This is a genomic window from Bradyrhizobium liaoningense (genome assembly GCF_018130825.1).
Taxonomy (GTDB): Bacteria; Pseudomonadota; Alphaproteobacteria; order Rhizobiales; family Xanthobacteraceae; genus Bradyrhizobium; species Bradyrhizobium liaoningense_B.
In genome coordinates this window covers 766,015-778,717 of sequence record NZ_JAFCJS010000003.1, presented here as the reverse complement: position 1 = coordinate 778,717, position 12,703 = coordinate 766,015, and the positions used below count along the sequence as shown (strand labels likewise).

Sequence of the window (12,703 nt, the reverse complement as noted above, 5' to 3'; positions counted from 1 at the left end):
CGCACAATTTAGGCCGGAGAGGGCCGTCTTGAAAGCCTCGCTCCTCAACAATTCCGGCGAACGCCGCAGGAAATCTTCGAAACGCTCGGAAACGCCTCGTGCACAGGGGGCGGGCAACCGCACGATCCGGCACCGGCCGCATGGCTGCTGTCCGGCGAGGTGCTAGGCGGGCTGCAATGAAGCTGCTAACCATTGCCGCTTCGTTTGACCAAGGGATCACGGACCGAAGCATGGATAACCGCAGCGACATCTGGCGTGGCGTCGACACGATCAAGGCGCGTTTCATCGACCTCAGCGACAAGGTCTGGGGCATGCCCGAGGTGTGCTACACCGAGGCGCGGTCCGCCGCCGAACATCTCGCCGAGTTGCGTCATCAGGGCTTCCGCATCACCGAGAACGTCGCCGGCATCCCGACCGCGCTGATGGGGGAGTGGGGCGAGGGCGGACCGGTCATCGCCTTCATGGGTGAATATGATGCGCTGCCGGGCCTCAGCCAGGAGGCGGGCGTTGCGGAACACCGTCCGGTTGAGACCGGCGGCCATGGACATGGCTGCGGTCACAACCTGCTCGGCTCCGCCGCGCTGCTCGCTGCGACCGCAGTGAAGGACTGGCTCGCCGAGAACAAGGTGCCGGGCCGCGTGCGCTATTACGGCTGCCCGGCCGAAGAAGGCGGCGCGGCAAAGGCCTTCATGGTGCGCTCCGGCGCGTTCGAGGACGCCGACATCGCCATCACCTGGCATCCGCACAGTTTCTGGGAAGTGGCGGTGACGCCGTCGCTCGCGAACACGCGCGCCGACTTCATCTTCACCGGCCGCACCTCGCATGCGGCGGCCTCGCCGCATCTCGGCCGTTCCGCGCTCGACGCCGTGGAACTGATGAATGTCGGCGTGAACTACATGCGCGAGCACATGCCGAGCGATGCGCGCGTGCACTACGCGCTGCTCGACACCGGCGGCATCGCGCCCAACGTGGTGCAGGCGCATGCGCGCGTGCGCTACTCGATCCGTGCCCGCGATCTGCCCGGCATGAACGAACTGGTCGAACGCGTGTCCAAGATCGCGCAGGGTGCTGCGCTGATGACCGAGACCAAGGTCGAGATGAAGATCATCTCCGCGGTCTCCAACATCCTGCCGAACGCGCCGCTGGAGCAGGCGCTGCACCGGGTCATGGAAGAGCTCGGGCCGCCGCATTTCGATGACGCCGACAAGAGCTTTGCCACAGAGATCCGCGCGACGCTGAGCGACAAGGACATCTCCTCGGTCTACTACGCGATCGGCATGGAGCCGACCGATCGGCCGCTGGCCGACTTCCTGGTGCCGCTCGATGCCAAGCGCAACCCGCTTGTCGGCTCGACCGACGTCGGCGACGTCAGCTGGGTGGTGCCGACCGTGCAGGTTCACGCACCCACGGTTGCAATCGGAACGCCCTTCCACACCTGGCAGGTGGTGGCGCAGGGCAAGAGCCCGCACGCGCACAAGGCCATGGTGCAGGCGGCCAAGGCGATGGCCGGGCTCGGCATCAAGGCCCTCACTGAGCCGAAGCTGATCGAGGCCGCGAAGGCGGACCTGGTGAGGCGGACGACCAAGACACCTTATGTCTGCCCGCTGCCCGACCACGTCGCGCCGCCGCTGACTATGTCCGTGGCGTAGAATTCCGTCTCGATACTTCGTCTGATCCGGCGAACAAATTTTCCGCAGTGCAGCGCGGTTTCCGGCGTGTTTCGGCGCCGGATTGCCGAACGCTTGGGCTGCGGAACACGGTTTTGCCCAACGGACAGCCAGAAGACCGTTTGCATACACACAGTCCCAGTTGACGTGCCCCCTAATCGGTGTGCCATCTACCGCCAGCCAAACTCGGCGGCCGCGTTTTGCGGCCGCCTGCATCCATACGGGAACCAGACGGGGGACAACCATGCTGGATAAAGAACTGCGTTCGATGATCGGTCAGGTGAAGGACGGGCGGATGGATCGCCGCGGCTTCATCAAGCGCCTCGCCGCGGTCGGTCTCACGGCTCCCCTGGCCAACCAGATCCTCGCGCTTGGCGGCGTCGCCATGGCCGAGGGTGCTTCCACCTACAAGCCGACCAAGCGCGGCGGCGGCGGTGCGCTGAAGCTGCTGTGGTGGCAGGGCCCGACCCTGCTCAATCCGCACTTCGCCACCGGCACCAAGGACCAGGACGGCTCGCGCCTGTTCTATGAGCCGCTGGCCTGTTGGGATCCGGACGGCAACATGAAGCTGGTGCTGGCGTCCGAAATTCCCTCGACCCAGAACGGCCTGCTCGCCGCCGACGGCAAGTCGGTGACGTGGAAGCTGAAGCCCGGCGTGAAGTGGCATGACGGCAAGCCGTTCTCCGCCGACGATGTCGTCTTCACCTGGGAATACATCATCGATCCCGCGACCGCCGCCGTCACCGTGGCGACCTATCGCGACATCACGGTCGAGAAGGTGGACGATCTGACGGTGCGTCTCACCTTCAAGAAGCCGACGCCGTTCTGGGCGGATGCCTTCGTCGGCGCAACCGGACAGGTTCTGCCCAAGCACCTGTTCGCCGAGTACAAGGGCTCCAAGTCGCGCGAGGCGCCGAACAACCTCGCGCCCGTCGGCACCGGCCCCTACAAATTCATCGAGTTCAAGCCCGGCGATCTCATCCGCGGCGAGATCAACAAAGACTATCACATGCCGAACCGGCCCTATTTCGACACGCTCGAGATGAAGGGCGGCGGCGATGCCGTCTCGGCCGCGCGCGCGGTGATCCAGACCGGCGAGTATGATTTCGGCTGGAACATCCAGGTCGAGGACGACGTGCTGCTGCGCCTGGAGAAGGGCGGCAAGGGCAAGACCATCTACGCCGTCGGCGGCGACACCGAATTCATCGCGCTCAACTTCACCGATCCCAACACCGAGGTCGACGGCGAGAAGTCGTCGATGAAGACCAAGCATCCGCTGTTCTCGGACCCTGCCGTGCGCAAGGCGCTGTCGCTGCTGGTCGATCGTGATTCCATCAAGAAGGCGATCTACGGCCGCGCCGGCCGCACCACCGCGAACTTCCTCAACGGTCCGGAAAAGTTCGTCTCCAAGAACACCTCCTGGGAGTTCAGCATCGAGAAGGCCTCGAAGATTCTGGACGATGCCGGCTGGAAGCCCGGCGCGGACGGCATCCGCGAGAAGGACGGCAAGAAGCTGAAACTGCTGTACCAGACCTCGATCAACGGCCCGCGCCAGAAGACGCAGGCGATCGTCAAGCAGGCCTGCCAGAAGGCGGGTATCGACGTCGAGCTGAAGTCGGTCGTGGCCTCGGTGTTCTTCTCGTCGGACGTCGCCAATCCCGACACCTACGCGAAATTCTACGCCGACATCGAGATGTTCCAGATCCCGATGAGCCAGCCGGATCCGGCCCAGCACATGCGCCGCTATCATTCGAGCAACGTGGCGACGAAGGAGAACAAGTGGCAGGGCACCAACTTCCCGCGCTTCGTCAACAAGGACTATGACGCCGCGATCGATGCCGCCGATGGCGAGATGGATCCGGTCAAGCGTGCGGCGCTCTACATCAAGGCCAACGACATCCTGTTCCAGGAGACCGTGTTCGTTCCGGCACAGCACCGGCTCAAGGTGGAGGCGGCCTCCAACACGCTGCGCCCGGTGATCTCGGGCTGGGCCAACGAGACCGACAATCTGTTCGACTGGTACCGCGAGGAATGATCCCCCAGCTCTAGACGGGGCCTTCCCTCATGAGTCAATACGTCCTGCGTCGCCTCCTGATCGCGATTCCGAGCCTGCTCGGAATCTCGGTCGTGCTGTTCGTCGTGCTTGCGCTCGCCCCCGGCGACCCGTTCTCTGAACTGGCGACGAACCCGAACGTGCCGCCCGAAGTGCAAGCTGCACTGCGGGCCAAGTTCGGTCTCGATGATCCGATCCACCTTCGTTACCTGCACTGGCTCAACGCCATGCTGCACGGCGACTGGGGCTTTTCCTTCGTCAGCCGGATGGACGTCGACACGCTGATCCTCCAGCGCCTGCCGGCCACGCTCTACGTGATCGGGTCGGCGCAGATCCTGGCGCTGCTGATCGCGATTCCGGTCGGCGTCTATGCCGCGACCAAGCCCTATTCGCTGTTCGACCAGATCGCCAACACGCTCGCCTTCGTCGGCTTCTCGCTGCCGACCTTCTTCACCGGCATCCTTTTCATCCTGATCTTCTCGGTCACGCTGGACTGGCTGCCCTTCGTCTACACCACCGACATCAAGGCCACCGGCATCCACTGGGTGCTGGAGATGATCCGTCAGGCCATCATGCCGGTGGCTGTGCTCGGCCTGTTCCAGGCGGCGTCGATGACGCGCTTCGTGCGCTCGGCGATGCTCGACGTCATCAGGCTCGACTACGTCACCACGGCGCGGGCCAAGGGCCTCGGCCAGGCCACGGTGATCGTCAAGCACGTGATGCGCAACGCCATGATTCCCGTGGTCACGCTGATCGCGTTGCAGATGCCTGCGGTGTTCGGCGGCGCCATCGTCACCGAGCAGATCTTCCGCATCCCCGGCATCGGCTCGCTGCTGATCTCCTCCATCCTTTCCAACGACACGCCGGTGGTGATGGCCGTCACCTTCGTCTTCGCGTGCCTCGTGGTGCTGTTCAACCTCATCGCGGACGTCCTTTATGGCTGGCTTGACCCTCGCATCTCCCTCCGCTGAGCGGGGCGTCTACTCGCCCTGGCGCGAGACGTGGCGGCGCTACAGCCGCCACAAGCTCGCCGTCGTCAGCGCCTTCCTGCTCCTCGTCCTGGTGCTCGCCGTCGTGGTCGGGCCCTTCGTGTGGCGCGTGAAGATCAACGAGATCGACATCGTCGCGGGCATGCAGGGCCCCTCGCTCGCCCATCCCTTCGGCACCGACGATCTCGGCCAGGACATTCTGGCGCGCATGATCTATGGCGGCCGCATCTCGCTCGCGGTGGGGCTCGCCGCGATGCTGGTCTCGGTCTTCATCGGCACGCTGATCGGCGCGCTCGCCGGCATGTCGCGCGGCGCGCTCGGGCACGGATTGATGTGGCTCACCGACCTTTTCCTGTCGCTGCCGCAACTGCCGCTGCTGCTCCTGCTGATCTATCTCTTCCGCGACGGGCTGAAGCAGGTGTTCGGACCCGAAGGCGGCATCTTCATCCTGATCGTGCTCGTGATCGGGGGGTTGCGCTGGATGCCGGTGGCGCGGCTCGTGCGCGCGCAGTTCCTGTCGATCCGCGAGAAGGAGTTCGTCGAGGCGGCCCGCGCGCTCGGCGCCAGCCCGGTGCGGCAGGTGGTGCGGCATATCCTGCCCAATGCGGTCGGCCCGGTGATCATTGCCGGCACCATCGACGTCGCCGCCGCCATCATCGCGGAATCGACGCTGTCCTTCCTCGGTCTCGGCTTTCCACCCGACACTCCGACCTGGGGACGACTGCTGTATGACGCCAAGGACTTTCTCGACATCGGTCCGCACTGGGCGCTGTTCCCGGGCGGCGCGATCTTCATCGCTGTGGTCGCCATCAACTTCATCGGCGACGGTCTGCGTGACGCGCTCGATGCGCGGCGGGTGATCTGATGGCGCCGCTGCTCGAGATCAAGGGCCTGAAAACCCACTTCTCCACCGATGACGGCATCCTGCAGGCCGTCGACGGCGTCGACATCTCCATCAACAAGGGCGAGACGCTCTGCGTCGTCGGCGAGTCCGGTTGCGGCAAGACCGTGACCGCGATGTCGATCCTGAAGCTGATCGCGATGCCGCCGGGCCGCATCGCGGCCGGCCAGATCATCTTCGAGGGCCGCGATCTCGTGCCGCTGACCAGCAATCAGCTCGACGAGATCAGGGCCAAGGAGATCGGCTTCATCTTCCAGGAGCCGATGACCTCGCTCAATCCGGTGCTCACGATCGGCGAGCAGATCGCCGAGAGCCTGCGCCGGCATGAAGCGGTGACGAAGAAGCAGGCGCTCGAGCGCACCATCGAGATGCTGAAGCTGGTGCAGATCCCCAACGCCGAAGGCCGCGTGCACAATTATCCGCATCAGTTCTCCGGCGGCATGCGCCAGCGCGTGATGATCGCGATGGCGCTCGCCTGCAAGCCGAAGCTGATCATCGCCGACGAGCCCACCACGGCGCTCGACGTCACCATCCAGGCGCAGATCCTCGACCTCCTGCAGGACATGAAGGAGCGCTTCGGCATGGCGGTGATGCTGATCACCCATGCCATGGGCGTCGTCGCCGAGACCGCGCAGCGCGTCGTCGTGATGTATGCCGGCAAGGTGGTGGAGGAGGCGCCCGTCGACGATCTCTTCGGCGATCCCCATCACCCCTATACGCAAGGCCTGATCCGCTCGATCCCGCGCATCGACCTCGACAGCGAGCACAAGACCCGGCTGGAGGCGATCGGCGGCTCGGTGCCGATCCTGATCAATCCGCCGGTCGGCTGCCGCTTCGCGCCGCGCTGCAAGTTCGCCATGAACGTCTGCATCGAGAAGGAGCCGCTGCTGCGCGAGGTCTCGCCCGGCCATCGCATGGCCTGTCACCTCGGCGATACACAGTTGGGAGCCGCGTCATGAGCGAACCCTTGCTCCGCGTCAGCGGCCTGAAGAAACATTTCCCCGTGCTCGGCGGCCTGTTGTCGCGCCAGGTCGGCAGCGTCTATGCGGTCGACGGCGTGTCGTTCTCGGTCAATCGCGGCGAGACGCTCGGCCTCGTCGGCGAATCCGGCTGCGGCAAGTCCACCACGGGCCGCTGCGTGCTGCGCTTGATCGAACCGACCGACGGCGAGGTCACCTTCGACGGCCAGGACGTGCGCAAGCTCGGCGGCAACGATCTGCGCGCGATGCGGCGGAACATGCAGCTGGTGTTCCAGGATCCGTTCGCCTCGCTCAATCCGCGCATGACGGTCGGCGCCATCCTCGGCGAGGCCTTCACCATCCACAATCTCGCGTCCTCCGCCAAGGAGCGCGAGGAGCGCGTCGCGGGCCTCTTGGTCAAGGTCGGGCTGAAGGCCGAGCACATGCGCCGCTATCCGCACGAATTCTCCGGCGGCCAGCGCCAGCGCATCGTGATCGCGCGCGCGCTTGCGGTCGAGCCGAAGCTGATCGTCTGCGACGAGCCGGTCTCGGCGCTCGACGTGTCGATCCAGGCCCAGGTCATCAACCTCCTGGAAGACCTCCAGGCCGAGCTGAACCTCACCTATCTCTTCGTCGCGCACGATCTCTCGGTGGTCGAGCACATCTCCGATCGCGTCGCCGTGATGTATCTCGGCCGCATCGTCGAGCTCGCCAAGGCCAGCGACCTCTACCGCAATCCGCAGCATCCCTACACCAAGGCGCTGCTGTCAGCGGTGCCGGTGCCCGATCCAAAGCTCAAGCGCGAGCGCATCCGCCTCAAGGGCGATGTGCCGAGCCCGATGAAGCCGCCGTCGGGCTGCCACTTCCACACCCGCTGTCCGATCGCCCAGCCGCGCTGCGCCGAAAGCGCTCCTGAGCTGAAGGAAGGGGCGGGCGGGCACTTCGTGGCGTGTCATCTGGCGTAATGGTGCAGCGCGCCATGCGCAGCAGGCGCCTTTACGCTGCCGCTTAATTTGATCCGACAGGCGGGGAATAATTCGAACGGGCGAGTTGGCGGCGTCCTGCACGCCCTCCGCGTCGTAGCGTCGCATCGTCAGGAACTTTCTTGCCAAAGTCCGGCGCAAGTCCTTGTCTTCTCCTTACAAAAAAAAGGGCGATCCGTCACGGATCGCGCTGAGGGAGGACATCATGACGAAGACGAGCAAGGACGGCGCGTCGACGCGCCGCCGTTTTCTCAGGACGGCCGCAGCCGGAGCGGCCGCCACCGTCGCCGCGCCAACCATCGCCCTGGCGCAGGGGCCGATCAGCATGCGTTGGCAGAGCACCTGGCCGGCCAAGGACATCTTCCACGAATATGCGCTCGACTACGCCAAGAAGGTCAACGACATGACCGGCGGCGACCTCAAAATCGAGGTGCTTCCCGCCGGCGCCGTGGTGCCGGCCTTCGGCCTGCTGGATGCGGTGTCGAAGGGCACGCTCGACGGCGGGCACGGCGTGCTCGCCTATCACTATGGCAAGCAGAACGCGCTGGCGCTGTGGGGCTCGGGTCCGGGCTATGCCATGGATGCCAACATGCTGCTCGCCTGGCACCGCTATGGCGGCGGCAAGGAGCTCCTCGAGAAGCTCTACGCCTCGATCGGCGCCAACGTCGTCTCGTTCCCATACGGACCGATGCCGACCCAGCCGCTTGGCTGGTACAAGAAGCCGATGACCAAGGTGGAGGATTTCCAGGGCCTGAAATTCCGCACCGTCGGCATCTCCATCGACGTGTTCACTGGCCTCGGCGCAGCGGTCAACGCGTTGCCGGGTGGTGAAATCGTTTCGGCGATGGACCGTGGCCTCCTGGATGCGGCCGAATTCAATAACGCTACATCCGATCGCGTCCTCGGCTTCCCGGATGTTTCCAAGATCTGCATGCTCCAGAGCTACCACCAGAACGCCGAGCAGTTCGAGATCATGTTCAACAAGACCAAGTTCGACGCACTGCCGGAGAAGATGAGGGCGATCATCGCCAATGCCGTCGACGCGGCCGGCCAGGACATGGCCTGGAAGGCGATCGACCGCTACTCCAGGGACTACGAGGAGCTGCAGACCAAGGACAAGGTCAAGTTCTACAAGACGCCGGACTCGATCCTCCAGAAGCAGTTGGAGGTGTTCGACCAAGTGGCCGAGAAGAAGTCGGCAGAGAACCCGCTGTTCAAGGAGATCGTCGAATCGCAACTGGCCTTCGCCAAGCGGGCGACGCAGTGGGAGCAGGATACGGTGGTCAGCCGCCGCATGGCCTACGCCCACTATTTTGGTCCCAACGCCAAGAAGAAGAGCTAGCAGGCTCATCGCACGATCGAAGCGTCATCCGGGACCACAACCCGGATGGCGCTTGTCTTGTCTCTAGGCAGCAGTAACGCAGGATTGGCGGTGGCAACGCACATGAGTCCGCAGCGCCTTCTGTACACCATTGACGGGATCAGCACGTGGACCGGCAAGGTCGCGGCCTGGCTGGTCGTGGGCCTGATGGCGCTGGTCTGCGCCGAGGTCTTCAAGCGTTACATCCTCAACATGCCGACCGCCTGGATCTTCGACGCCTCGAACATGCTGTATGGCACCCTGTTCATGATCGCGGGCGCCTATACGCTGGCCCAGAACGCGCATGTTCGCGGCGACTTCCTCTACTCCTCGATGCGGCCGCGCACCCAGGCGAGCCTCGACCTCGTGCTGTACCTCGCATTCTTCCTGCCCGGAATTGCCGCGCTGGTCTATGCGGGATGGGACTATGCGCTGGATTCCTGGCGCATCAACGAGCATTCCAACGTCACCGCCGAGGGGCCGCCGGTCTACCACTTCAAGTTCATGATTCCGCTCGCGGGCGCTCTGGTGCTGCTGCAGGGGGCGGCCGAAATCGCCCGCTGCGTGATCTGTCTCAAGACGGGCACCTGGCCGAGCCGGCTCGCCGATGTCTCCGAAATCGACGTCATCGAGGAGCAGCTTGCGCACAGCGAACATGTCGACGAAGAGGCGCGGAAGGCCGCGATCGCACGCGCGCAGGACATCGAGGAAAGCGCGCGGCAGCGCGGCATGGGCGGGGACCTGCAGGGATGATCAGCGATCCGGCACTCGGACTCTTGATGCTCTTCCTCATCGTGGTCGTGATCATGATGGGCTTTCCGACCGCCTTCACCCTGATGGGGCTCGGCATGTTCTTCGGCTTCTTCGCCTATCACCGGGCGGGCGAAGCATGGGGCGACAACCACATCTTCGACCTGATGGTTCAGCGCACCTATGGTGCGATGACCAACGACGTCCTGATCTCGATCCCTCTGTTCGTGCTGATGGGCTACGTCATGGAGCGCGGCGCGCTGGTCGACAAGATGTTCTACTCGATCCAGCTCGCCTTCCGCCGCGTGCCTGCCTCGCTCGCGGTGGCGACGCTGATCGTCTGCACGTTCTGGGGCATCGCAAGCGGGCTCGTCGGCGCGGTCGTGGTGTTGATGGGCGTCATCGCCTTCAATCCGATGCTGAAGGCCGGCTATGACGTCAAGCTCGCCTCCGGCGTCATCACCGCCGGAGGCACGCTGGGCATCCTGATTCCGCCCTCTGTGATGATCATCGTCTACGCGGCCGTGGCCGGACAGTCGGTGGTGAAGCTCTACGCGGCGGCGATGTTTCCGGGCTTCTTCCTGGCCTTCCTCTATCTCGTCTACATCGTCGGCTGGGCGCTACTCAATCCGAAGATTGCGCCGAAGCTTCCCGAAAGCGAAATCAGGGTTCCGGTCCGTCCATGGATCGTCACGCTGCAGCAAGCCTATTCACGCAAGGTGCTGCCGGCACTCGTTGCGGCGCTGCTGGCGCCCCGCAGGATCGTCAATGCCGGCGTCGATGGCGCCCGCGTCACCTATTCGACGCTGGTGCAGAGCCTCGGCTACGCGCTGGTGCCGCTGGTGCTCACGCTCGCAACGCTCTGGGCCGCCTGGTGGTACGTCGTGATCCACCAGCAGGCCGACATTCAAACGCCGGTCGCGGCCGCGACGCAGCAACAGCCGCGCGCGGAGGAGACGCTCCAGCCGCTCGGCGCGGGCGCCCAGCAGCAGGAGAGCGCCGAAGAAAAGCTCGAGGAGCTCGGCGGCGCCGCCAGCCGGTCGGAGAGGGCCACGACCAACGGGCCCGAGGTGCTCCAGCAGATGGGCAGTGCCGAGCTGCGGGGCAAGACCACGGCCGCGCCCGTGGAGTCCGGACCGCCGCCTGAGTTCTATACTTACTTTGCCGTCGTCGTCGGCATCTGCGCGCTCATGCTGCTCTATTATTACTGGACCATGGAGGCCGAGCAGTTCGAGGTGTTGCGGCTTCTGGTCATGTCCGTGATGCCGCTCGGCATCCTGACGGTGGTCGTGCTCGCCGTGATCCTGTTCGGCATCACCACCGCGACGGAATCGGCGGCAGTGGGGGCGGCCGGCGCCTTCCTGCTCGCGTTCCAGGCCAGGACGCTGGACTGGAAGCGCACCAAGGAGGCGGTGTTCCTGACCGCCAAGACCACCTCGATGGTGTGCTGGCTTTTCGTGGGCTCGGCGCTGTTCTCGGCGGTGTTCGCGATCCTCGGCGGCCAGGCGCTGCTCGAAAGCTGGGTGCTCTCGCTCAACATGTCGCCGGTGCAGTTCATGATCCTGTCGCAGGCGATCATCTTCCTGCTCGGCTGGCCGCTGGAATGGACCGAGATCATCGTGATCTTCGTGCCGATCTTCCTGCCGATGCTGAAGCATTTCAACATCGATCCGGTCCTGTGGGGCGTGCTGGTCTTCGTCAACCTCCAGGCCGCATTCCTGTCGCCGCCCGTGGCGATGTCGGCGTTCTATCTGAAGGGCGTGGCGCCAAAGCACGTCACGCTCAACCAGATCTTCTCCGGCATGATGCCCTACATGCTGATCGTGATCGTCTGCATGGTGTTCATGTACATCTGGCCCGGCCTGACGCTGTGGCTGCCGAACTATCTGTACGGAGGCTGAGCATCGAACGTCTCAGGGCTTCGCCGGCCTGGAATCCGTGGGCGGCATGCATCTCCCGGCCGCTTCTTGGGCGAAGGAGTCGGCGGAAAAATTCATTTCGGACTGTGAAGCATCTTACACCACATGGCTCCGATGGTGCTAGAATGGCCACGCTACTTGCTTGAAGGAGGCCCCGATGCTGACACCCTTCAACAGGCCGTACTGGGAACAGAGCGCCCGTGACTGGACGATGAGGCTTGGCGCGCTCCTGCCCCAACCGCGGCAAAAGCCCGCCGAGCCCAAACCACAGCGGCCCCCATGGCGGCACTTCGACGATACCCATCATTGGGACGCGACCGCAGAGGAATGGGTCCCCAATCACGACAGGTGATCGCGCCGGGGCCGAGCCTGCCTGGACGCCTTCACCGGCGTTACGATGTTACGCATATTCATCCATGCAGCAGGCCATATTCCGAGAGGGCCTGCCTGAAAGTCTCCACCGACGTATGGTGATGCGCGAACAGCCCCGCCTCGCGCGCGCCGGCAACATTGGCCATGAGATCGTCGACGAACAGGACGGCCTGCGGCATCACGTTGAGCTCGGACAGGCAGCGATGATAGCAGCGCGGGTCCGGTTTCGCCGTCTTGAACCGGGCGGAAGCGTAGATCTTCGAGCCGAACAGCGGACGCAGATCGGGCAGCAGCGTATCGATATGGTCGGCGACCAGCGTGGTATTGTTGGTCAGGACGGCAACATCGACGGTCTCGCGCAGGCGGCGGACAATCCCCAGCATCGCGGCATTCGCCTGCATCGAACGGCGCCGCGCCTCCACCCACTCGTCGAGCGACAGCGGGTAGTCCATGCGTTCGCCGAAGCCTCGCAGATAGTCCGCAGCATCGAGTGCGCCGGAATCGCCGAGCAGCTCGAAGCCGCTGTCCCAGATCGCCTCGTGGATGAACGCGCTGGTCGTCCCCGCCAGCTCTGCCAGGCAGGCGACGCGCTTTGCCCTGTCGTAGTCGCAGAGCACATTGTCCATGTCGAACAGGACGAGCTTGATAGGGTTAGTCACGGCAACACTCTCGGATCGGCCGAACATCCGGCCGCGACTGCAGTCATATCCTGCCCGAATACTGAGGACAAACCCGGGATGTCTCTACGGT

General features: G+C 64.5%; 10 protein-coding genes. 9 read left to right on the top strand and 1 reads right to left on the bottom strand.

Going from position 1 to position 12,703, the window contains the following annotated elements; genetic code table 11:
• Positions 1-230: 230 nt before the first annotated feature.
• The 9 genes from JQ603_RS17095 (at position 231) to JQ603_RS17055 (ending at position 11,563) form a co-directional block, all read left to right on the top strand.
• The gene (locus JQ603_RS17095; RefSeq protein ID WP_212341127.1) at positions 231-1,649 is read left to right on the top strand and encodes a M20 family metallopeptidase; all 1,419 of its coding nucleotides are present in this window, start codon (positions 231-233) and stop codon (positions 1,647-1,649) included.
• Between the two features lie 262 nt (positions 1,650-1,911).
• Positions 1,912-3,702, top strand: a complete 1,791-nt coding sequence (locus JQ603_RS17090; protein WP_212341125.1) for a peptide ABC transporter substrate-binding protein — start codon at positions 1,912-1,914, stop codon at positions 3,700-3,702.
• A gap of 29 nt (positions 3,703-3,731) precedes the next feature.
• Complete coding sequence (locus JQ603_RS17085) at positions 3,732-4,691, top strand: ABC transporter permease (protein ID WP_212341123.1); 960 nt, start codon at positions 3,732-3,734, stop codon at positions 4,689-4,691.
• Positions 4,657-5,574 carry an ABC transporter permease gene (locus JQ603_RS17080; RefSeq protein WP_212341121.1) on the top strand — a complete coding sequence of 306 codons (918 nt, stop codon included), beginning with the start codon at positions 4,657-4,659 and terminating at the stop codon, positions 5,572-5,574. The genes JQ603_RS17085 and JQ603_RS17080 overlap by 35 nt, the downstream gene beginning before the upstream one ends.
• A complete protein-coding gene (locus JQ603_RS17075) occupies positions 5,574-6,569 on the top strand; it encodes an ABC transporter ATP-binding protein (RefSeq protein WP_212341119.1) in 996 nt (331 codons plus the stop codon). The genes JQ603_RS17080 and JQ603_RS17075 overlap by 1 nt, the downstream gene beginning before the upstream one ends.
• Positions 6,566-7,534 (top strand): ABC transporter ATP-binding protein, encoded by a 969-nt coding sequence (locus JQ603_RS17070; protein WP_212341117.1) that lies wholly within the window; start codon positions 6,566-6,568, stop codon positions 7,532-7,534. The genes JQ603_RS17075 and JQ603_RS17070 overlap by 4 nt, the downstream gene beginning before the upstream one ends.
• A gap of 223 nt (positions 7,535-7,757) precedes the next feature.
• On the top strand, positions 7,758-8,894 hold the full coding sequence (locus JQ603_RS17065; protein WP_212341115.1) for a TRAP transporter substrate-binding protein: 1,137 nt from the start codon (positions 7,758-7,760) through the stop codon (positions 8,892-8,894).
• Between the two features lie 102 nt (positions 8,895-8,996).
• Positions 8,997-9,665 (top strand): TRAP transporter small permease subunit, encoded by a 669-nt coding sequence (locus tag JQ603_RS17060; RefSeq protein WP_212341113.1) that lies wholly within the window; start codon positions 8,997-8,999, stop codon positions 9,663-9,665.
• The gene (locus JQ603_RS17055; RefSeq protein ID WP_212341540.1) at positions 9,665-11,563 is read left to right on the top strand and encodes a TRAP transporter large permease; all 1,899 of its coding nucleotides are present in this window, start codon (positions 9,665-9,667) and stop codon (positions 11,561-11,563) included. The genes JQ603_RS17060 and JQ603_RS17055 overlap by 1 nt, the downstream gene beginning before the upstream one ends.
• Positions 11,564-11,991: 428 nt before the next feature.
• On the opposite strand, the gene JQ603_RS17050 is transcribed toward JQ603_RS17055, so the two are convergent.
• Complete coding sequence (locus JQ603_RS17050; protein ID WP_212341111.1) at positions 11,992-12,639, bottom strand: HAD family hydrolase; 648 nt, start codon at positions 12,637-12,639, stop codon at positions 11,992-11,994.
• Positions 12,640-12,703: the final 64 nt, after the last annotated feature.